This window comes from Telmatocola sphagniphila (assembly GCF_018398935.1).
GTDB lineage: Bacteria > Planctomycetota > Planctomycetia > Gemmatales > Gemmataceae > Telmatocola > Telmatocola sphagniphila.
Genome location: NZ_CP074694.1, coordinates 4,399,017 through 4,420,733, shown reverse-complemented (window position 1 = coordinate 4,420,733; position 21,717 = coordinate 4,399,017). Strand labels below are relative to the sequence as shown.

Below are 21,717 nucleotides of genomic sequence, written 5' to 3'. Positions count from 1 at the left end.
GTATTGCGCTCTCCGAACGCGAACCTTGCCTCAGACAAATCGGACTTTTCCTCTAAGATAAACTCTTCGCCCGCATAATTTCCAAGAGGTGCGAACGTGTCTGTGAACGTGGCGGTTGTCGGCGCTACCGGTGCGGTAGGCGAGTTGATGCGAAGGGTCCTTCTGGAACGTCAATTCCCTCTGAAATCGATCAAATTCCTGGCTTCCGAGAAATCGGCCGGTAAACAGATCGAGTTCGCCTGCGAGAAACATACCGTTCAACTGATCCGTCCCGAAGCGTTCGCCGGGGTGCAGATCGTTCTTTCGAGCACGCCGTCTTCCGTCAGCAAGGAAATGAGCCCGATCGCCGCCCGACATGGCGCGATAGTGGTCGATAACTCCTCGGCCTGGCGTATGGATCCGCAGGTTCCCCTCGTGGTGCCGGAAGTCAATCCCGAAGAGCTCGACCACATCCCCAAGGGAATCGTCGCCAACCCCAACTGCGTGGCCATTCCCTTGTGCGTTGCCCTGAAACCCTTACAAAAAATTTCGCGCATCAAGCGCATCATTATCTCCACCTATCAGTCCTCCTCCGGCAAAGGGGCCAAGGGACTCGCCGATTTCGATGCACAACTCGGGCCGTGGGTCCGCGGCGAAAGCGTCCCCAAGCCGACGGCTCACCGCGCTCAACTGGCCGGGAACGTCGTGACGCTCGACTGGACGCTCGATCCCAACGGCTACACCGAGGAAGAGAACAAGGTCATCAACGAGACGCACAAGATCCTCGGAGACAGCCAGATCGGCATTTCCCCGACCTGTGTGCGCGTGCCGGTGAAAATCAGCCATAGCGAATCGATCAATGTCGAATTCTTCGAACCGATCTCGGTCGAGCAGGCCAAGGCCGCGCTGGCGACGGCCCCCGGCGTGATTCTGATGGATGAGCTCAAGGGCGAATTCCCTCAGCCGGTGCACGCCACCGGATCGGATCACACGTTTGTCGGCCGGGTGCGTCAAGATCCGGGAAATATCAACGCCCTTAACCTCTGGGTCGTGGCCGATAACCTGCGAAAAGGCGCGGCCTCCAACGCGGTTCAAGTCGCCGAGGAATTGATCCGCCGCGGAATCGTGAAATGAAGCGGCGATGCGGAACATCAAATTCGTTCTGAGCTACGATGGAACCGACTTCAAGGGCTGGCAAACCCAGCCCGACTGTCGGACCGTGCAGGAAACGCTCGAGAACGCGATCAAGGAAATCACGGGCGAGAAAGTTCACGTTTTAGGCAGTGGCCGGACTGATGCCGGGGTGCACGCCGTCGGCCAGGTCGCCAATTTTCGGACTTCGAGTCGGCTTACTCCGGACGCTTTTTTGCGGGCCGTCACTACCAAGCTTCCTGAAGATATTTGCATTCGCGAGGCGAGCGAAGTCGATTACTCGTTCGATTCGTCCCGGCACGCCGTACGTAAGCTGTATCGCTACATCATTCTCGATAGCCCGCTGAAAAATCCCTTTATGCGGAAGTATGCCTTCCGCTGCAAGCATCGGCTCGATGCCCGTAAAATGGCCGAGGCTTGCAAGGCTTTTCTCGGCACCCACGACTTTCACAGCTTCGAAACCAACTGGCCTAACCGCAATACCAGCATTCGCACTATCCTGCACATTTCCGTGAACCGGGTAGGGGAATTCATCTGGGTCGATATCGAAGCCGATGGGTTTCTTTATAACATGGTCCGTTCCATAGTCGGCACCCTGATCCAGATTGGCCGGGATCGCTGGCCGGTCGATTGCGTGAAGAAAATCCTGGAAGCTCAGGATCGCATGGAAGCGGGGCCGACCGCACCCCCCGAAGGGCTCTACCTGATGCGAGTTTCTTATGAGTGAGTTTGTCTATCCCCAGGCACTGGATATTCGCCCGCTGCACCACCCGGCGAAACTCACTCTGCGTGTGCCCGGCTCCAAAAGTATCACCAATCGGGCTCTGATTCTGGCGGCGCTGAGTGGCGATTGCGCGGTGACCAACGCACTGCGCAGCGAAGACACCGAAGTGATGGTCGACTCCCTTCAGAAGCTCCGCTACCTCGTAGAGACCGACTGGCCGGTCAACCGAATTTCCGTGAAGTCGACCGCCGATTCTCTGAAAAAAGATGCAGAACTATTCATCGGCAACTCGGGGACCTCCATGCGGTTCCTGACGGCCCTCTGCTCGCTGGGTCAAGGTCGGTTTCGACTGGATGGCATCGCCCGCATGCGCGAACGGCCGATTCAGGATCTCCTCGATTGTCTGAAGCAATTGAACGTCGATGCCGTCAGCGAAACCCAAAGTGGTTGCCCGCCGGTTCTGTTGAATGCCAGGGGACTAAAGGGCGGTCACGCCAAGCTGAACGCCGAGTTAAGCAGCCAGTTCGTCTCGGCCCTTCTGATGGTGCTGCCGTTTGCGCAGGGCGATTCGATTCTCGAATTGGAAGGGGAAATCGTTTCCGAACCCTACATCCAGATGACGGTTGCGATGCTTCAGCAGAACGGTATTCAAATCGATACTTCAACGAGTGGGCGGTTTGGAATTCCCGGCAATCAAAAGTTGAATTGCCAAGTGATCGACGTCGAGCCCGATGCTTCCTCGGCCAGCTACTTCTTCGCGGCCGCGGCCATCACCGGCGGTACGGTTCGCGTCGAAGGGCTGAACGAACAGAGTCTGCAGGGCGATATCAAATTCGCCGACGCGCTGGCGGAAATGGGCTGTCAGGTCGAGAAAGACCCGGCGGGCATCACGGTGACCGGCGGAAAACTGCACGGCATCGACATCGATATGAATGCGATCAGCGATACGGTGATGACGTTGGCCGTGGTCGCCTGCTATGCGGACAAGGAAACCGAGATCCGCAATGTGGAGCATATCCGCCACAAGGAAACCGATCGCATCGAGGCCATCGGGAACGAATTACGACGAGCCGGCGTGGAAGTGGAAATCTGGAAAGAGGGCCTGACGATATACCCCGTTGAGAAGTTCCGAGCTACGAGGTTCAACACCTACAACGATCATCGCATGGCCATGAGCTTGGCGCTTCTAGGTTTACGCAGCCCGGGGATGCGAATCAAAAATCCCGGGTGCGTGGCCAAGACCTACCCGGGTTTTTGGCAGGATTTTGAGAAGTTGTACACGGAATAGTGGGCCTTCGTGTGACTTTTAGCGCCGCATCGTGAGATGCGTAGTGTGCTGAATGTCTGAAGAAAGAAATCAACCGCAGAGAGCACAGAGAGCACAGAGAAAGACAAGAGATTCGAGGGAGATTGCATCGACTGGTTGAGGTTGAAAATGCGATGCATTTTCAACTCGTGAGCGGGAATTCCGTTTGTTTAGCGCCGCATCGTGAGATGCGTAGTGTGCTGAATGTCTGAAGAAAGAATTCAACCGCAGAGACCACAGAGAGCACAGAGAAAGACAGGAGATTCGAGGGAGATTGCATCGACTGGTTGAGGTTGAAAATGCGATGCATTTTCAACGAGAGTCGGGGGATCGCCGAAAGTCAGAGCATCTCTGTGGGCTCTGTGCACTCAGTGGTGAAAAGCATTTAGCGACGCATCGTGAGATGCGTTGTGTCTCCAGAATGCGGGCTGTCAGAACGCATCTCCGGAAACCCTTCGTTGCGTCGCAAATAGCTTGGGTGGCTGTGGGCAAAAAAAAGACCAGCCAGCGGCTGGTCGAAAAATTGAACTTAGGCTTGCTTGGCGGGAGCCAGGTTAATCCAGGGGCTCAAGGAGTGGATCTTGTAGATCAGCTTTTCCTTGTCCTGCTCGCTGGTGGCCTTCTCCAACTTGGCCTTCAACTTAGGCACTTTCTTCTTGCGGTGATAGCGACGCTTCAATTCCGCGCGACGTTCGACCATAACCCGATTCCCTGAAATTTTCGTTCAAACTAAATAGCTAATTTAGAAGACGCCCTTTCGTCAGGCAAGTCTCGCGGGGAAAAGCCCGCCGAAATCTCATTCTATTGTCGGTTTTAATATGCGATTTATCCGGGTTAAACCGATTATTTCGAAAAATGGGTAATTCATCAAAAATACCTTGGACTCATGAATCTCTCATAAATTATAATACCCCCGCTCACAGCCGGTTGAGTTGGTATCATGTCGGATCTCAGCTTACAGTGTTTGGTTGAGTCGTTGTCAGATCGACGGCTCCTGAACTCGGAACGAAACAAAGAATTCAACGAGCAGATTCTTGCGCTCTGCGAGGAGCCGCGAATCATTGCTTCCGAATTGATCTATCGCGGCTGGCTTACCCCATTTCAACTGGAAATGATCGTTCAAAACAAGGCTCGAAAGCTATTTTTGGGGTCTTATACGCTGCTGGAACCGCTGGGCTCCGGTAGTATGGGAAAGGTCTACCTGGCTCGCAACTGGAAGACCCAGAAGACGGTTGCTCTGAAACTGATTCGGGATGAACTGGCCTCCAATGAATTGGCCGTGCGAAGATTTCAGCGCGAGATTCGAGCCCTCAGTAAGGTGAACCATCCCAATATCGTGTCGGTTTATGATGCCGATGCGGTGAGCGATGTGATTTACTACGCCATGGAACTGGTCGAGGGAATCGACCTGGGTCGGGTGTTGCAAAAGAGCGGCCCATTGAATGTGGCCCGGGCTTGCGAATTTGCTCAGCAGGTAGCTCTGGCGCTGGAAAGTCTGTACCAGGCAGGGCTGGTGCATCGCGACATCAAGCCTTCCAATCTGTTGCTGGCAAAAAGGGAACAGCACATTAAACTGCTCGATCTGGGTCTGGCGCGTTTTCAGCCCGATCACCAGCAGTACTCGGGCAATTTGACGCGCTTGGGCATTCTGATCGGCACCCCCGATTACATCTCTCCCGAGCAGATTCAGGATCCGCGCTCGGCCACGATCCGTTCCGATCTCTACTCCCTGGGATGTACACTGTACCATTTGCTGGCCGGGCGAGCCCCTTTTGAATCGGTGCCGGTCGTCGACAAGTTATACCATCAGTGCTTCAGCCAGCCGAAGCCGATCGAGCAGCTTCGAGGCGATTTGCCCAAGCCGCTGGTGAAGCTCATTCATCGCCTGCTGGAGAAGAAGCCGCGCCGTCGTTATCGCCGTCCAGCGCATGTGGCCTGGGCTCTGGAAGATGTGATGCGTCTGCTGGCTCCGTTCGACAGCAATACGAACATTGTGCTGGAGTCGAAACTGGTGCGCAAATTCGAAAAGTTCGAGGAGAATCTGATGCCGGCCACCGAGTGCTTCAAGGAAATCCCGACGCCGAAATTGTTGAAGAAATTTTCGGACACCGATTCGCACCATAGTCTGCAGCTGGGGGTGTGAGGGGAACACAGCGGGTCGCATTGACTATCTGCCAGTGCGAATACCAGCTTTAGAATCTTTCTTCTTACATTTTTACGCAAAAGATTTGTGTATTTTATTAAATTGCCATAGCGAGTTCTTTGGGATTGTTCTCGACTGAGACAGCCGTCGCGAATCGTGATCGAATGGTACCAACAGTTTTAAGAGTTCCGGCCCCTTGCCAAGCTCTACCGTTTCAGTCCCACTTGCCGCTGCCCATAAATCGTAATCCTCTGGTTTCCATTCCCTTAAGCGGAGACTGCCCGAAGCGTGACCAGGGCCGTCACCAGGGTCCACAGGTGCAGTATCGTGTGCTCCAGGTTGGGTACGATTCGTCCCGCTCGCCGGGGAAAGATCGTAATCGTCTCCGAGTGCAAGCGCTCGTGAATATTGATCCAGTGCTTCAACGTATCCCCAGGCTCGAAATTGGAAGTGCCGATTGCCAGTGCGTTATTGTAAACCCGACGCCATACCCCTTGGGGAACGACGAAGTACGGCACCCACCAGATGAGCAGTTCGGTCAGGAACAGGAAAAAATAGTAAATGACGCCATAGATCTGAAGGGCGTGGATGTCAAACGCAAAGCCCAGCGGAGCCAACCCCATGAGTACCGCGTTGACTCCCATCTCGACCAGTCGCTCGTGTCGGGTGTAGTTCCGGACACCATTGAAGGGGAAGAGATCCAGAAAGGTAGTAGCCTGGTGATAGACCAGCAGCACGATCTGACAAATCAGAGCCGTGATCATAAAGCTGCCTCCACCAGAATCGCGGTTGCCAAAATCGGTCAATTCAAATGAAAGAAGCTCGCTATTGTCGAACCAATCTCAACGACTGGGAATCTGAAGTAGACAAATTTTTTGGGTGGTCCGGCGCACGGGTGAGTAGGCTTGCCCACGTCATTTGTAATCCACGGTGAGTTCCAAGTAAGAAAGGCCGTTGATCATGTTCTTTTTCAATTCCTCCAGCGTACAGTCACTGGGATATGGTCCTAGAAAGTCGCCAAAATAGGCTCCAAAAATCCGCGGCTGTGTAGAAGCCATCCCAGTCACCACACGCAGGATATGAGTTGCACCGCGATTTGTAGCATCGAGAATTTTGGTCGAATGTTCACGGACGCGTGTCCCGGGCTCCAGAGGGCCAAGATTCAGAATGAAAATAGGGGAGATTTTTTTCTTCAATCCAAAAGGATCACCTTCCCGCATCACGAGGTGCAAGCGCCCCGTGATTTCCTTCGGACCCGGTATGTATTGATTCCAGGAACAAGTTTCCTTTTGGAGGACTTCTACCTTACCATTCGCAATAACCGAAAGTTGGAAAGTGAGCTCTGTAAGCGCTTTGCCTTCGATATCCCAGTTAATGAGTTCACAATCCGTTTCATTCACGTTACCTGGATACTGGCCCACTTTGAGGAAGGGCTGGGTTTTTTGTTCGACTAGCGGGCTGCTTCGTTGGCAGGAAATTCCGGAAACAGTAAGGAGTAGGAACCAAAAAAATGCAAAAGTTCGCATTCTGTTCTCCTCTTTGAGCAGGGTGCTGGGACAATCGGCGCTGGTACAGGAAAAACCAGGATCCGAAAGAAGCTGGGCCGGGATCGGAGATTCTCAAGTTATTCTATGGTTTTTAGAGAAATGCGAAGAAGGTCGACGAAATAGGATGGTAATCTTGATTCTCGGGCACTGACAGCTGCGCATCATAAGTGATAAGATAAAACGAACCCGCCATGAAGAACGCTGCGGACCGTTAGTATTCTGAGGTTGTCAACTAACATCGCTCGACTGAGAATCAGCACGTAACGAACGAATCATGGCAGGGAAATCAAGGTTCTTTTACGTCGATCTATCTTTTGACCATTCGGGTACAAAAAAATTGATGAAGGAATCACGGAACATCAAAAGATTCCCCACCCGCACGGGTGCTTAGTGCAGACAGGATTTTGTTTGCTGAATATGTCAAAAACTTTACCGATCCATCAACAAAGGTAAAATTTGCCCCGCCTGGATGGAGAGACCAGAAATGCAAGGTGTCGCACATATTATCGAGTTTGCCCTGTTTAAAAAGATGTGGTCCATGAGTGCATTCCGGAAGTCGAAATGAATTGTTATATTCTGCCGCTCCAAGAATCATGTCACCGGACCCAGTGCCATTTTGGCCAACTCCTGCATACCACCAGCCCCATCGCGAATCAGGACTGGGAGGGCGCTCGCCTACGAAAATTGTCTGACTCGTACCATCGCTAATATCGGTTAATCGAACTTTTGAATTGGCATAGAGAACTCCATTTGCAAGTGTAGCATCACTTCCCAATACCCCGAGATACCAGGTAAATGCCACATCGACTCCTTCTGGAGTTTTACCGGTCATTCGATCAGCATTCGGACACCGGTACGCTTCTACGGGTGTAGAAAGGGTAACATGGTAAGGAGGATTTAATAATGTTAGTGGGCTTTTTGCATAGTTTTGAACCGTTTGCTGCCAAAGATCGTTTCTTTCCAGATAAGGGAGAATGCGGGCATTCCAACTTAGATAGAGGTATGGGTCGTTCCGATTTGTAACTCCGGCCGGGAAGCTTAAATTGGAATAGTGATACTGGTGAAGAGCGAGACCGATTTGCCTCATTCGATTTTGACAATCGGAGCGTGTTGCAGCACTGCGAACATTTTGAATGCCGGATAACAGTAATCCACAAAGAACAGTAATTATTGAAATCACAACAAGAAGCTCGAGAAGGGTAATACCTAATCGGCTTACGCATTTGTGTTTTGCTTTTTGCGGAGCCATAACCAAACCCCTCCAATGAGGACGAGAAGAGCACCAAAAAGCGAAAACCAAATTTGCCTTTTAAAATTTGGGCGCTGAGCGATGAGTGCGGTATCCATGACAGATAATTTTGTCGATTTATCAACTTTATCGAATAATTCTGCCAAACCATACGCCGTAACTGTCTCGTTTTGTTTTAAATAGAACAAACCTTTCTCACCGACAACAAATACTTGAGTACCTGCGGGAAAACTACATGAAATATCTTCAGGTTTTGGTCGACGGTCTACATCAAGGGTGAGTGTTTTGATCTCATAGACTAAACATTTGCCTGAACCGGCTAATGAGGGTTCGTAAATCATCATCGTCCGCATTGGAAACCATCGATTCGGTGCTACTTCCTTAGCCTCTAATAATAGAGCACGGCAATTCAATTTATTATCCACGCGAAGTTCATAATAGGCGACCAAGAAGCCTTGAGTCGGATCGAAAAAGAAATCGTGAATTTGACCGTATCTAGGCTCAGTAAAACGCACGCCGATCAAGTGCTTACCATTTCTTTCCATTCTCCCCAAGAATGAAGGTTCAAAATTTGATTTATCTTGCAAAAGTTTGTCTGGGCCACGTGTAAATCGGTGGCCTAAAAATCCCATCGATAGTGGCGTCGCAAAGTCAAATGGGTCATCAGTATCTAACCGCCGCAAGTTAATAGCATCAATACCCCGAGTATACTTTGCTGTGCCCGATGGAGATCGAATATACTTTTCTTCCATAAAGTCATTTATTTGTTGGAAAAACACACCACCTTTTGCTTTGCCATTTGAAGGGGCCGATATTTTAGGTGGAGGTTTTCCATCGTGTTCGTAAGATTCGAATTCACCATCCACAGTATGAACGCCAATATATGACTTTGCGCCTTCCCACTTTCCTTGTATAGCATCTTCATGAGTTGAAGATTTTGCAGATGTGAATTGGAATTTAACTGTGTAAAACGAAAACGACTCAATATTAGATGAATATCCTATTATTGCCGACCGAGTGATTTGCTCATCATCAGAAAGTGCATGGCAAATATTCGGGCACAAGACAAGTAAAATGCAGATTGCGACAACGGTACCGCAGTCGCGAAAGGGCCAATTGTATTTCATAGAGTATCCATGCTTGAAGTTGCAAATATTACTGCCCTAGAAATTAATTAACTTTATCAATCAGCAGGCGGAGGGGCAACAGCGACAGGCGCGAGGCAGGCGTTGCCATTGATGATCACCCACATATTACAGGTTGACATACTAGTACAACCTGCATTCTCATAAAAGGTAATTCGAGCGCAAACAGGATTAGTATATTGATCGCAGCTGCTACCTCCATTTTCAAGTCCATCCAAAACGCAATAGCCATATGAACGAAAATCAGTTCGTTTCATATTCGGAAATCCTGGGCACACCCCAGTTAAGTTTGGATCTGTGTTATTTCTAGCAATGCAATAATTATAATGCGTGCAACTACCGCCGTTAGAGTATGGGTCTTGTTGGATACATCTATTCCTAACAAAAGTTGTCGCAGTTCCCAAGGTGGGCCAATCGGTTGCGTTTGACGCGGAGGCTGCAATGAGCAAAACTCCCGTTGCGATCACGCTCCATGCTGTCACCGTAGTTCTTGCGTTTGCCATCTGATGTCCCCTTGATGAGTAAAAAGGTTTTTTATTAACTAGGCATTATGGCTACGGGTATCGTAACTGTAAGTGCTTTTGGATTGTCGGTTTCAATTATCAGGTCGCCATATTGAAAATCAGCTAAAGTGTTCGTCAATATAGTTACTTCGATCATTGCAAGAGTTTCATCTTTGTTGATTACTTTTGCCTGAATTGATGAATGTGGGCTGATAATTTTAGTTATTTTGAAGGGTTTATTTGTTGAAGACCGAATTTGAAGGTTGCGTCTGATTTGCTTTGCTTTGCGTCTTTAACTTCGGCAGGCAGTATCCCTACTCGAGATGGACTGACAGAAAACGGCGATCGGACAAACCAATCGACTTGGATAGATTGCATTTGCGGCGATTCTGTACCGATTGAGTATGTAGCCGTCAAATTCGATCCGCCTGATCCGAGTTCCGTCGGTGCTATCAGTTTGCTAGTGGCGGATATCCGCTTGACCCAACAGCCATCCTTCATTGGCTCTATGACCTCATTTATTTTCGATATTACGGTACCTTGAGATGAGAAAACGATATTCTTCGGTAGTTGTGTTTCGGTAGTCGCTGCAAATGTGATCGCGAACGACTTCTCGTATACTGATAAAGGATCAACCATTCCGAAATGAATCACCGGTTCTGAAAATTGGGCTTTTCGATAGATCGTAGTCCGAAGTTCGAACGTTTTTGTATCGCCACCTATTTCATCGATAGCACAGGTGATCTTTTGAGCACCTGATCGGGTCGCGGGTCTCAGTCCCATGCGCAGTATCGTCGATTCGCCCGGTTGTAAAGTTTGCTTACTGAGTTCAGCATCCTGACATGAACAAGACATCCTCACAGGAGAAAAAGTGATCGCCCGTTCTCTATCATTTTTTACTGTGAACGTTGTCGAAATTAGTTCGGCATCATCATCATCTATGATTACAGGTGGGAGTTCTTTGGTAAAAAAATTAGGATATTCATTATTATTATAGTCCGATTTATTGATAGATGTTAAATCTATTTGTTTGGATTCGGCAGAAAAAACACCAACAAATAGTAAAATAAGTACGGCGATCAAAATCATGATACCAGTTAATACTAATCGTGAGAGCCTACTAAAGGTTGTTGCCTGAATCTCTGTCATATTAACCTCAAACCACTGGTGATTACTCTTCCTCGCTCTGAGATAGCCGGTGCAATATATGCATTATCCCCCTAAGGAATTTCAATTACCTGAATACTTTTCAATCTATTTGCTCAGAGTGCGATCTCGGCCCTACCATGATCGTATCAACACAAACCGCTACCTCACTGTTATAGAAAATTACTAGCCACCAAGAGCCGATAAATCGACCTAGTCTCGGCGTTCAACTGATCTTGTGAAGGCAACACCAAAAAGAGAGGTAGCTGAGATACTTAAGCTTAATTCTCGCAGCGTAGATCGCTGAATCTCCCAACACTAAGCTCGCGTTGGGATGGCTGTCAGATTTTAATCCTAACCCTTTATCCTGATTTCTTTTGGATGGCATTAGCTATCTGCTAATGCATCTTTTCGAATTCCTAGATCATCAGAGTCATTGGATGAGGGTCAATGCAATTCCAGAATTCCAATCTTTTTGACACTGGAAAATAGCCGGTGTCTCCCCGTCGTCGAACAACACCGGAGCCACCTTAAATACAGGCACTGCGCCAATCTCCTTCTGAAAGATCTGCAAGAACTATAGGATGAAGCCGTTGAAATTTTAACAGAAGTAAAATTCAAACCAGATAGACTACTCTCCTACTTGAAAGAAACTCTACTCGAAGAATCAAGAACGGATTTCGACGGATGAGGAGGAGTATTACTAAAACCCAGGTGACACAAAAGTCATTTCGTAATGCTTTCTTAAACTAATCTACATCTTACTTAATAAAAAGTAAATAGAAATTAATGTTAAAATAAAAAAATAAATAAAAAAGTACTGACAGTGATTTGCAGGGCTCGGCAGGCTGGTACTGACCAGGTCATCACTTTGATTTTAACCCTTTATCACGATTTGTCTTGGGTGGCTATCCGTCAGTGCGTATTCCAGAAAAAACGCTAACTTATAAGAGTCACAGGATGAGGATCTTAGCCTTTTCAGAGGATTAAGTTTTCGTACGCTGACAAATAAACCGTGCCTCCCAATACATTATTAGTCAACAACTTTTGCCAATTCATAGGAACAAGCAGTACCACCCCACCGCGAAAGGGACGACTCGAGGACCTTTGGACTGATCGATCAAAAGCCTCGGCGACAATGCATTCCATAACCAGTAAAAATCATTTCGACGGAGGAGATTCCTCCGCCAAGTAATCGCAGCGGAGCTCGAATGCAGGCGGCAGTTTTTGTCTGATTTCTAAACCGTTCAAAAGGGGAGAATCGATGACCCGAATTTGCGATAGATCCCCGGATGTTTTCGAGGATATCAATATCCCATCTCGAGAGACAAGCTCTTCGTTTAAAACCATTTCCAGCAGCAAATCTTTGGATCGCTGATCCCCCAATTTCGCAGCTGCTCGAAGCAAGTTAACAGCCTCGGACTTATTTTTAGTAACTCCCAATCCCTGCCAATACATTGAAGCCAACTTTCGCACCGAGTAAATCTCTTTTCGCTTCGCGCCTTCTTCAAATTTCTTAGTTGCCGAAAGAATCCACTTCTGGCTCTCGCGAAGATTTTTTTCGACACCATACCCCAATTTGAGGAATTTAGCGACTTCGAGCATGGAATCCGGATCGCCCGCCTCAGCTGCTTTCAGCATCCACTGAAATGCTTTTTTCTCGTCCGCAACAAAACCGCGACCAACCATATATAGTTGTGAAAGTCGATTCATCGCCACGGCGACATTCTGTTCGCTTGCTTTGCGATACCATTCCGCAGCGACCTTAAATCCTTCAATATTATTCAAGGATTCGCTGTAAACTCCCAGCTGGTACATCGCCGCCGGATTCCCAAAATCGGCTGACTTTTTCAGCCAGCTCAAAGCCAGATCCAGATCATCCTTGTTCCTTTTGTCCGACAGAGAATTTCTACCCAGAAGATACATCCCGTCACTATCGTCCAGCGCCGCCGCTTTCTGATACCACTTGATGGCTTGAATCAAATTCTTTTCTTTTGAATCGAATTCGAAATGAGCACCGATACAAGACATGGCAATGGGTAGCCCGCCTTCTGCCGACTTTCGAAACCAATTCATGGCGGCATCCTGATCCTTCGCAACACCATATCCGTTATGGAGACATTGCGCGTAAAAGTATTGGGCTATGGGATAACCATTCTCGACCGCTTTTTCCCAAACTTGAATTTCTTTCGGACCAATCTCCTTGAAAAACGCTTCGCTTTTCTTCGCATCAAATCGACACTTTTCGAACTGCTTTAGCTGGTCACGAAAAGGATCCTCCTTCAAGCGTTCGGAGACATTCGATGCGGTTTGAGCATGCACTGAACTGTGATAAATTATTTGAATAATCAGAAAAAAAAAATGTAAGCATTCGCATTTTTGTCTCTCAAAAAGGAATAGCGCAGACAGAGTACTTCAGATCAATAATTCGAGCAAGATCAGTCGTTGCGCGAACACTGTCTTAGGGAGAGGGCCATCTTGCCGAGTGCTTCAAGGAGATCCCCACGTCGATATTCCCGAAGAAATTTTCGGACACCGCCTCGCATCAAATTTTGTGAATTTAGAGGGAGCGAGGGGAAAGAGGGATTCAAAAAACCTTGATCACCCGCAAGGCAATCAGGCACCCGGATATGTACAACGCTATGCCGGCGATCATCCAGATGACGCTGGCTCCCCGACGGCCCAGCGCGTCCGCGTCTGAAAGAGATCCATACCAGCTCGTCCAGCACCATTGGACCACCAGGCCGAAAATTCCATCGAAGATTCCGACGATGCGTTCCAGCCATTCCAACTCTAGCAAGCCAATGGCCATGAAGGCGATTCCCGACAGCATGGAACCCGCCGCCGTCAGAATACGCTTCCATTCAAATCCGTGCGATAAGATTCCGATAATCAAGCAGATCAGGGCGATGAGCCCGATGCCTAACAGGAACCAGGTGGCGGTTCCATCGTCCGATGGCGAGGTGTTTGCGTCTCGGGTATCCGTGGGATGAGACTTTCCCTTTGTAGAAATATTGCCCGAATCTCCCGAAGACATCATTGAATCTCCAAGTACTTATAAGCTTTGAATCCGCCAATCCCCCTCTTCAGACCCGAACTCCGTGGTAATCTGGCACCAACTTTTGCCCATACCCAGAATACCCACCGTTATCCATTACCGATGGGTGATGCAAAAAGATTTACCGGATTTTCCCATTTACCGGAGCCAAGAGCCAGACTTTTTCGCGAGGATTCGCAAAGAACGGCGGGTGGCACTAGTGTAGTGTCTCACACGGAAGGTGTTTTATCCAGGGTAGCCCTCGCCCGGCGGACTTTCTCCAGAATAGCCTCGGCTTTGGCAGTCCATTGGAATCCCTTTCCTGTGTTGTTGTGATGATCGATGTAGTCTTCAATCGCCTGGATCAACTGCGGCACACTTCGAAATGTGCCTCGACGCAGTCGTTTGTCCGTCAAGTCGCGAAACCAACGCTCCACCAGATTCATCCAGGAACTGCTCGTGGGGGTGAAATGCATGTGGAATCGAGGATGTCGGGCCAACCAACGCCGAACCTTGGGATGCTTGTGCGTAGCGTAGTTGTCCACGATCAAATGCAAGTCCAAGGACGGATCGGTGGCGGCATCGATCCGTTTGAGAAACTTGATCCATTCCTGGTGTCGATGTCGCGGCATGCATTCGCCAATTACTACTCCTTCTGCCACGTTCAAAGCCGCGAACAGAGTGGTGGTGCCATGACGCATGTAATCGTGAGTCAGAGTGCCGCAACGGCCGGGTACCATCGGCAAGCTTTTTTGCGTGCGATCAAGGGCTTGAATCTGACTCTTCTCATCGCAACTCAGCACCAGGGCGTGCTCGGGAGGGTTCAAGTACAAGCCCACTACATCCCACAGTTTCTCGGCGAATTGAGGATCATTCGATACCTGGAAGGTCTTAAGCAAATGAGGCTTCAGGCCATGGGACGACCAAACCCGCTGCACGGTGGCTTTGCTCACTCCCACCTCTTGGGCCATCGTTCGTGTGCTCCAATGAGTCGCACCGGATGGTTTCTCCTGAGTGGTCTTGCGGAGAATTTCTTCGACGACTTTCCCGCTGATCGCTGGCGTTCGACCCGGCCGCGAAGCGTCCCGTTCGATACCCGCCAAACGCAGCTTCGCAAATCGGGTCCGCCAGCGCGCCACCGTGGGTTTCGACGTGCCGCACTGCTGAGCAATATCCTTGTTCAGTACACCTGCGGCCGCCGCGAGTATGATCTTCGCCCGCAGGACCAGCCGAGCGGGAGTGCTTCGTCCCCGAGACCAAGCAGTCAAAGTTTGACGTTCCTCCTCGGACAGCGAAATTGGCAGCGCGACTTTCATGGGTTTTCTCCTTCTCTATAGAGTAAACCGCAAAAAGTAGCTAAAGGTAACGCTATTTCTGAGGCACTACACTAGCTAGATTCTCTCTAATCCTAACCCCATCTCCTGATTTGGCTTGCGTGGCACTGGCTATCTGCATGTGCGTATTCTAGAGAAGTTCCCAAATCAGCAGAGTCATTGGAGAAGATCGAAGCCGTTTTAGAAGCTTGATTTTTCGTACTCTGGCAAATAGCTCGAGCACCAACAGATTACTTTTCAATGATTTGAGACGAATGATAGGAATAACCTGTCTCCTGCCGCTGTTATCAGGCGGACGCCAAGGTAACAAGCCTCTGGAACAATTCGATGATTACAGCTCACGGTTACAATCGGTCTTCTCGTTTTCAATTTCCTCCCTCTCACGATTCAAGAAGTCATCAAAATAATGATGGTGTTTCGGGCTTGGAGACTTGCGGCATCGGAATCGATTCTTCGAAACACTTGATGAAATCAGGTCGAAGCTGCTCTATCGCTTTGAAAACTGATTTGTGGACACACAACACGAAACGAATTTTTGCCCGAGATACCGCGACATAGGCGATTCTTCTTTCATCAGCGTCAGTAGCACCAGGCCACCACTCTATCGATGGGCAATTTCCTTTTGTAGTTTTTGGCACGAATAAGATCACAGTATCAAATTCCGCACCTTTGACTTTGTGGATAGTTGAAATTGTACTCACCACATCCCAATCCATGGAAGAACTAGTTTTCATGAAATTGGAACGAGGAGTATTGCCCTTCTCGTTGCACGACCTGTATGTGAGGAATGCCTTTCCATCGTCTGTCCAGCCGAGCGATTTCGCCGCTTCCATAACTTTATCTCGAGTTCGCTTTACCCACTCGTTCCATGACTCATTCGGGATATACACGAATGAATTCCTCAAGACGCTGAATACGGCGTTTCGCAAATTCAATTGCGAAATGCCCCTTTCTTCCCAAGCAATCGCTTTAGCCGTTTCATCACCTAGGATAATCCTTGCAAGTTCTGTTTGGAGTAATTTGTGTGCCTCGCGTGGTTCGCCATTGATGAGGAGTTGTAAGGCGCGATGGACCCTTCTAGCAGCTTTTGAAACTCCTCTAAATTCATCCTTGACTATCTCGCCTTTCAGACCGCAGGCAGTTTTTGTCCTACGTGAGAGAATTGCAAGAGAACTTCCAATTTTGAGGCTTTTCAAAAATTCCACATGCGCCGGAGAAAGAACCGCTTCCTCTAGATCATGAACACTAAGACAAGCCGATCCGTCAATTGCTGAAGGTATAGGTATAAGTTCACTCCCCGTAGAGGATAAAGCGTTGGCTACTTTTGCCACAGCCTTCGAGCATCTATGGCTGAGTGAAAGAGACAACGATTTTGCGTTTGCAAGTGATTCGAAATCTTTGAAAATACTAGGGTTAGCACCACTGAATCCATAAATGGCTTGGTTAGGATCCCCCACTACAAAACCGAACGATTTTTCTTCTGCAAGAATTGCAAGAAAAGCGCGGGCCAAAAAGAAACCTGTATCTTGGAGCTCATCGATTAGTATGACTGGGAAACGAGAGGTCAGAATCTTTCTTACGTTCTTTCCAAAAGTTGGATGATTGACGATACAACAAGACAAGTAATGGCAATCCGAGTGAGTGACTATACCAGTGCTCTTCCAAAATCGCTTTTTCTCATTCAGAACTCGAATTTCACTTGCTGGAGGTACAACGAAATCATTGGACCTTGACAGCTTTGTCTTCATCCGAGGTTTTTCACGATCACCGCCGAAAAAAGAGATGGAGTAAATCGAGGCTCGTTCGTGGTTTTTGTCACCCACCTTTATCACTGGATCTTCTAGTACTTTGGCTATAGTGGCGGGGAAAAGACGAATGGCGTTTTGTGGTAGTCCAACCAGATGCCCGAAAGGCTTGACGATGAAGCGATAGCTGAAAGCGTCCAGTGTACCAATAAAATGTGGATAAGGTGTCGCCCCCCCAATTCGTTCCTCGATGGTGTCCCTGGCTACATTTGTAAATGAGAGTGCTGCGAGTCCGCCATTCAGATGGTCCCAATGCCGGAGGCGCGTTCGAATGGCCTCTACGAATACTTCGGTCTTGCCAGCACCAGGACATGCGCGGACAACCGTGATTCGAGCATCGGAACGTAAAGCAGCCTCTTGCTCTTCAGTTGGAGGCTTTGGTTGATTTTTGCGCAACATGGCCGAATGCGTCTTTCAGGTATTTTGGAACGACAAAATCTGATGTAGGTATGAGGTATTGTCCTTGAACATTTTTTTCTTCTAAAGTCTCGGCAAGCGCTTGAGCGAATTCTGCTTTTGAGTATGCTGTATCCGCAAGGCAAATACCTCGCCAAATAGTTAGAACTTGCTCGGAATGCTTACCATTGCAGGCCTTCAATTTTTCATGGTTCAAGGTTTTTGGTGTCTTCTCGAACTGGTTTACCCAGACATCGCACATGATAGAGGGGTTCTTTTCCCCCGCTGATGCCAGCGAGTATTCGAGAGTCACGTCAGAGTTATGGATCCTGATGAATTCGTGATTTTCGTACTCTTTTTTCAATTTAACTACACGATCACAGATCATTGGTTTCCCGTTAGTGTCAAACTTCGGCAATTTCGATTCCCATTCCGAAGCCTTCCCAGATCCGCAACGTTCTGTTCCTGAATCCCCATCAGTGACGACTGCAATAGGGGTGTGAAGTCCTTTATCTCCATAAAGATTGCAAATCGAAACAAAATCTACCCCGCACACTGGTACTACCGAAACGCCAGCCGCTTCAAGGTTGAATCCTTCGCGGCGGGCCAAAACAGGGAGCAATAATGCTTCAGTAATTCCTTCGACTAACAGTACTCCTTTAGCGAATAGAATGGCAGCCTTAGTCACATCAAACATTCGCCTAAGTTGTTGAAGTTGACGCTTTTCAATTGAACAGTCACCGAATGAGGCACATCGTAATGCTTCATCCTTCCCGCGATGAAGTATTCGCAAGTTTGCCGGTGATACATGCGCAGCAATAGTAGGCGAGTGTGTTGTTACGAGAGTCTGGACTTTCGCTTGGTGGATTCCTTGCGGATCACTTAGGAAATTGGCAAGTAATATCTGCAATTGGGGATGTAAATGTGCTTCTGGCTCCTCGACTAGCAACAGCGGCATCAGGGCAGATTTCGCAGCGTTGAGCTCTAGCATTACCGTTGCGATAAAAAGAAGATTGTTGTAGCCTAACCCATTAGATCGTAATTCGTCAAGCACCATATTACCGTTGGAGCCCAACCGGGCAATTACGAGTCTCAAACTCTGAACCACTTTATCGAATTCTGGCTCGGCCGTTTTGATCGCAGCTTCCTGAGCCATCATCGGCCCTGATGCTTTCTGCAATGTGGTCTTAATTAACTCTTGGGTTCTCGAAACAAGTTTGTCTTTCTCCAATGCGTTGTTAGCTGTGACGACGAATTTAACGAGCGACTCTTTTTCCTCTTCTGTAGCATGAGCGATGAGTAAATGGGCGAGTCTGCTGTTCCTCCCCGGCAACAAGGCCGAAGCTGCATCTCTTAGAGCTCCGAGGAGAGTCACGGGCACAGATTGCAGTACATCTTCTGGAATGCCACTTTCGGAACTGCCTGCGCTCCCTCCCCACCGATTGATGCTATAGCGGCCAGTTTTTGCATTCCAGTTCCATTGAAAATTGATTTGTGCTGTTGATTCGCTCGGCTCAGTAGGGTTGTAATTCAATATGTCAATGAACTGGCCTTGTTCCTGCTCCGTGAGATCAGCAAATATCAACTTAACCGATATAGGGGCATCTATATAGGTCCCTTCCTTCGTCCTATGCCGATCATCCTGAGTAAGCCTAATTGCCTCACCAGTAGCGGCTGCGGGCCCTAATGCTGCTCTGATGGCGTCTAAAAGCGCAGTTTTTCCCGTATTGTTTTCGCCAGCGATGACATTCAAGCCTGGTGAAAATGACACGGTTATGTCCCGCAAACAGCGATAATTCTTGACGTGGACGATTTGAAGATACATGGCCGCTTTCCAATTCGATTAGCTCGGCGGGCAGCACTGGCTATCTTCCAGTGCGTATTCCAGAGGAGTTCCAAATCAGCACCATCATAGGGAGAAGATCGAAGCCTTTTCAGAATCCTGATCTTTCTCGCGTTAACAAATAGCCACCCCGTTGGGCACATCGCCGGGGTGGGACAAATTTAATCTTTTCTACTCCTACCGAATCTTTCCATTCACCGGAGCCAAGAGCCAGACCTTTTCGCGCGGGTTGTTGAAGAACGGCTCCAGCATTTTCAGATGCTCACCTAAGCCCAGCAGCGAATCCGAACTCAGCCCCAGTTGATTCAGCACATTCACCCGGGCGCCGAGGCCGCCGTCCAGGAAACGATCCAGGAAGTTGGTCGGCTCGGGCAGAATCAACAGTTCCGGTTCAACCTTGGGATCGAACTTGGCTTCCTTCTTGGCTTCTTCCAAAGCATCATGCAAGGTACCCAGTTCATCGACCAGTCCGCGTTCTTTCGCCTGCCGACCGGTCCAGATGCGGCCCCCGGCTATTGGCTTGAGTTTATCCAAAGGCAGGTCCACTCCGGCCGCTTTGCGATTCTGCACGGTGCGATCCAGGAATTGATCGTAAACGTTCGACATCACATTAGTGATGGCCTTACGTTCCGATTCAGAAAAGATCGTGTTCGTCGACGACCAGCCGGCGTTCTGACCGCGGTTGAGCGTCTGGGTATGCAGACCGAGCCATTTAAAGGTTTCACCCAGCACCAGCTTGCCGCCCAGTACGCCGATGGAACCGGTCAGGGTACCCGGTTCGGCGTAAACTTTCTTCGCACCCATGGCAATGTAATAGCCGCCACTCGCGGCCACATCGCCCATGCTGGCGATTACTGGTTTTTTGCAGTTTCGCAAGGCGTTCCACATCAAGTCGCTGGCCAGCGCGGAACCTCCCGGGCTGTCGATGCGAAGAACAATGGCTTTCACCGTTTCGTCCTTATCGGCCTGTTCGATGGCTTCGACCATGGTGGTGGAACCCATCGTATGGCCGCCCATCAGGCCGCCGCCGCTCTTGCCGGTGGAGATTTCCCCCACGGCGTAGATCACGGCGATCTTCGGCTTCTTAGACGAAGTCTTCTTCTGCGGCTGCATGATCTTCATCAGCGCGGCGAAGGGATTGTCCGCATCGGGATCGACCTTTTTGCCGTAGTTGCGGACGATCTTGCTCTTACCGTCTTCGAATTTCTTGATCAGGCTCGCTTCGAATTCGTTGGGGTAGGCCAGTTGATCGACCAGTCCGACTTCCAGGGCTTTCTTGGCCGTGTGGGGTGCGGTGTTGATCAGTTCCTTCACTTGTTCGGTGGTCCATTTCTTGGCTGGCCGATCGTTCTTGATGCCTTCGATCAGGCTTTTTTCGTAGAGATCATCGAGCACCATTTCGTACTGTTTGCGATTCTCCGGGCTCATTTCCGTTCGCAGATACGGATCGGCAGCGCCTTTGGCTTCGCCCATGGTCAGGAAGTCGGCTTTGATTTTTACTTTTTCGAATATCTCCTTGAAGAACTGCATTTCCAGGTGCAGGCCGGTCAGACCAAATTCGCCCGACTCCGGGATGGCGATAGTATCGCAGGCGGAGGCGATCAGATATTCCAGGCCACCGATGCTTTCGAGGTAAGCGACGGCCGGTTTGCCGGAGGTCCGGAAATCGGCGATGGCCTTGCGGAGCTCTTCGATTTTGCCGAAGGAGAAGAGCCCCAGGGAAGGTTCTTCAATTTGCAGGTAAAGGGCTTTGACGTTCGGGTCGAGTTTCGCTTTGTGGATCTTTTCCAACCGGCTCGAGAGGTTGTCGCTGTTGCCGCCGCCGAACAGACCTTCAGCGCCTCCCGGACCTTCGCTGAGGCTGCCGCTGATTTTCATATGAGCAATGACCGGCCCGGAATCCTTTTTCTTATCGGTGTCAGCCGAGCGGGCTGGGGTGCAGAACAGGCTGGTGAACAGCAGTAGTAAGCTAGCAAGCAGGTAATGGCGAATCATGCAGGGTACTCCCGGTGAAACTATTAGTGAGATCATCTTTTGCGAAAATGGGCAAACAGTCAAGGCAGAACCGGGGATTGTAGGAGAAAGAGGCAATTCAGTGCGGCCCTAGTTGAACTCCATTTTTCCCGAGAAATCTTTGCGTTTTGGGGTGCCATTGGCTCCGCCCATGCAAGTTGAAAAGATCGGGCATTCCCCCTCCTCCTAGATTGTCTGCAGCATCGAATTATGTTCTAATGAAACGCGGCTCCAAAAAGCCTTTTTCGAGCCCGAGTTGTCCGAATCCGAGGTAACTTGAGAATCGCGCCTGTTGGCTGTTTGCTGCGTCCAAATTTGAGCTCGTTTTTGACCGATTTGCAGCAATTCGCAAGAGTTAGCGTCCTGAAAATGCCTAGTAAGGTCATCATTTTGCC

General features: G+C 49.3%; 16 protein-coding genes. 4 read left to right on the top strand and 12 right to left on the bottom strand.

Annotated elements, in window-relative coordinates:
- The first annotated feature begins 96 nt into the window (after positions 1 to 96).
- From KIH39_RS17670 to aroA, 3 genes are read left to right on the top strand one after another with little or no spacing between them, the layout of a single operon-like run.
- Entirely contained in the window at positions 97 to 1,113 is a 1,017-nt protein-coding gene (locus tag KIH39_RS17670) for an aspartate-semialdehyde dehydrogenase (RefSeq protein WP_246539328.1), read from the top strand.
- Between the two features lie 7 nt (positions 1,114 to 1,120).
- Entirely contained in the window at positions 1,121 to 1,858 is a 738-nt protein-coding gene (truA, locus tag KIH39_RS17665) for a tRNA pseudouridine(38-40) synthase TruA (RefSeq protein WP_213494547.1), read from the top strand.
- Positions 1,851 to 3,143 carry a 3-phosphoshikimate 1-carboxyvinyltransferase gene (aroA, locus tag KIH39_RS17660; RefSeq protein WP_213494545.1) on the top strand — a complete coding sequence of 431 codons (1,293 nt, stop codon included), beginning with the start codon at positions 1,851 to 1,853 and terminating at the stop codon, positions 3,141 to 3,143. Before truA ends, aroA begins: the two co-directional genes overlap by 8 nt.
- Before the next feature lie 547 nt (positions 3,144 to 3,690).
- Here aroA and KIH39_RS17655 read toward each other — a convergent pair.
- On the bottom strand, positions 3,691 to 3,861 hold the full coding sequence (locus KIH39_RS17655) for a DUF6800 family protein (protein WP_213494544.1): 171 nt from the start codon (positions 3,859 to 3,861) through the stop codon (positions 3,691 to 3,693).
- 240 nt (positions 3,862 to 4,101) lie between these two features.
- Here KIH39_RS17655 and KIH39_RS17650 point away from each other — a divergent pair, with 240 nt between their 5' ends.
- The gene (locus KIH39_RS17650; RefSeq protein ID WP_213494543.1) at positions 4,102 to 5,304 is read left to right on the top strand and encodes a serine/threonine protein kinase; all 1,203 of its coding nucleotides are present in this window, start codon (positions 4,102 to 4,104) and stop codon (positions 5,302 to 5,304) included.
- A 266-nt stretch (positions 5,305 to 5,570) separates the two neighbouring features.
- Here KIH39_RS17650 and KIH39_RS17645 read toward each other — a convergent pair whose 3' ends face one another.
- From KIH39_RS17645 to sppA, 11 genes are all read right to left on the bottom strand, one after another.
- Positions 5,571 to 6,068 (bottom strand): hypothetical protein, encoded by a 498-nt coding sequence (locus KIH39_RS17645; protein WP_213494541.1) that lies wholly within the window; start codon positions 6,066 to 6,068, stop codon positions 5,571 to 5,573.
- Positions 6,069 to 6,218: 150 nt separating this feature from the next.
- Positions 6,219 to 6,830, bottom strand: a complete 612-nt coding sequence (locus tag KIH39_RS17640; protein WP_213494539.1) for a hypothetical protein — start codon at positions 6,828 to 6,830, stop codon at positions 6,219 to 6,221.
- Between the two features lie 370 nt (positions 6,831 to 7,200).
- On the bottom strand, positions 7,201 to 8,100 hold the full coding sequence (locus KIH39_RS17635; protein ID WP_213494538.1) for a DUF1559 domain-containing protein: 900 nt from the start codon (positions 8,098 to 8,100) through the stop codon (positions 7,201 to 7,203).
- Positions 8,067 to 9,227: an LPXTG cell wall anchor domain-containing protein gene (locus KIH39_RS17630; protein WP_213494537.1), complete on the bottom strand. Its 1,161-nt coding sequence runs from the start codon at positions 9,225 to 9,227 to the stop codon at positions 8,067 to 8,069. The genes KIH39_RS17635 and KIH39_RS17630 overlap by 34 nt, the downstream gene beginning before the upstream one ends.
- 743 nt (positions 9,228 to 9,970) lie before the next feature.
- A complete protein-coding gene (locus KIH39_RS17625; RefSeq protein ID WP_213494536.1) occupies positions 9,971 to 10,897 on the bottom strand; it encodes a DUF1573 domain-containing protein in 927 nt (308 codons plus the stop codon).
- Positions 10,898 to 12,055: 1,158 nt separating this feature from the next.
- A complete protein-coding gene (locus KIH39_RS17620) occupies positions 12,056 to 13,216 on the bottom strand; it encodes an SEL1-like repeat protein (RefSeq protein ID WP_213494535.1) in 1,161 nt (386 codons plus the stop codon).
- 265 nt (positions 13,217 to 13,481) lie between these two features.
- On the bottom strand, positions 13,482 to 13,934 hold the full coding sequence (locus tag KIH39_RS17615; RefSeq protein WP_213494534.1) for a hypothetical protein: 453 nt from the start codon (positions 13,932 to 13,934) through the stop codon (positions 13,482 to 13,484).
- A 227-nt stretch (positions 13,935 to 14,161) separates the two neighbouring features.
- Positions 14,162 to 15,247 carry an IS630 family transposase gene (locus KIH39_RS17610; RefSeq protein WP_213494533.1) on the bottom strand — a complete coding sequence of 362 codons (1,086 nt, stop codon included), beginning with the start codon at positions 15,245 to 15,247 and terminating at the stop codon, positions 14,162 to 14,164.
- Between the two features lie 416 nt (positions 15,248 to 15,663).
- On the bottom strand, positions 15,664 to 17,469 hold the full coding sequence (locus tag KIH39_RS17605; RefSeq protein WP_213494532.1) for a UvrD-helicase domain-containing protein: 1,806 nt from the start codon (positions 17,467 to 17,469) through the stop codon (positions 15,664 to 15,666).
- Complete coding sequence (locus tag KIH39_RS17600; protein WP_213494531.1) at positions 17,435 to 19,291, bottom strand: ATP-dependent nuclease; 1,857 nt, start codon at positions 19,289 to 19,291, stop codon at positions 17,435 to 17,437. Before KIH39_RS17600 ends, KIH39_RS17605 begins: the two co-directional genes overlap by 35 nt.
- A 195-nt stretch (positions 19,292 to 19,486) precedes the next feature.
- Positions 19,487 to 21,304, bottom strand: coding sequence for a signal peptide peptidase SppA (sppA, locus tag KIH39_RS17595; protein WP_213494530.1), 1,818 nt, complete (start codon positions 21,302 to 21,304; stop codon positions 19,487 to 19,489).
- Positions 21,305 to 21,717: the final 413 nt, after the last annotated feature.

What these genes read in the sequence shown, in the direction of transcription:
- truA (WP_213494547.1), top strand. Translation starts at nt 1,121, where the DNA reads ATGCGGAACATCAAATTCGTTCTGAGCTACGATGGAACCGACTTCAAG.
- KIH39_RS17635 (WP_213494538.1), bottom strand. Translation starts at nt 8,100, where the DNA reads ATGGCTCCGCAAAAAGCAAAACACAAATGCGTAAGCCGATTAGGTATT.
- KIH39_RS17625 (WP_213494536.1), bottom strand. Translation starts at nt 10,897, where the DNA reads ATGACAGAGATTCAGGCAACAACCTTTAGTAGGCTCTCACGATTAGTA.
- aroA (WP_213494545.1), top strand. Translation starts at nt 1,851, where the DNA reads ATGAGTGAGTTTGTCTATCCCCAGGCACTGGATATTCGCCCGCTGCAC.
- KIH39_RS17605 (WP_213494532.1), bottom strand. Translation starts at nt 17,469, where the DNA reads ATGTTGCGCAAAAATCAACCAAAGCCTCCAACTGAAGAGCAAGAGGCT.
- KIH39_RS17640 (WP_213494539.1), bottom strand. Translation starts at nt 6,830, where the DNA reads ATGCGAACTTTTGCATTTTTTTGGTTCCTACTCCTTACTGTTTCCGGA.
- KIH39_RS17630 (WP_213494537.1), bottom strand. Translation starts at nt 9,227, where the DNA reads ATGAAATACAATTGGCCCTTTCGCGACTGCGGTACCGTTGTCGCAATC.
- KIH39_RS17645 (WP_213494541.1), bottom strand. Translation starts at nt 6,068, where the DNA reads ATGATCACGGCTCTGATTTGTCAGATCGTGCTGCTGGTCTATCACCAG.
- KIH39_RS17615 (WP_213494534.1), bottom strand. Translation starts at nt 13,934, where the DNA reads ATGATGTCTTCGGGAGATTCGGGCAATATTTCTACAAAGGGAAAGTCT.
- sppA (WP_213494530.1), bottom strand. Translation starts at nt 21,304, where the DNA reads ATGATTCGCCATTACCTGCTTGCTAGCTTACTACTGCTGTTCACCAGC.
- KIH39_RS17600 (WP_213494531.1), bottom strand. Translation starts at nt 19,291, where the DNA reads ATGTATCTTCAAATCGTCCACGTCAAGAATTATCGCTGTTTGCGGGAC.
- KIH39_RS17650 (WP_213494543.1), top strand. Translation starts at nt 4,102, where the DNA reads ATGTCGGATCTCAGCTTACAGTGTTTGGTTGAGTCGTTGTCAGATCGA.
- KIH39_RS17655 (WP_213494544.1), bottom strand. Translation starts at nt 3,861, where the DNA reads ATGGTCGAACGTCGCGCGGAATTGAAGCGTCGCTATCACCGCAAGAAG.
- KIH39_RS17610 (WP_213494533.1), bottom strand. Translation starts at nt 15,247, where the DNA reads ATGAAAGTCGCGCTGCCAATTTCGCTGTCCGAGGAGGAACGTCAAACT.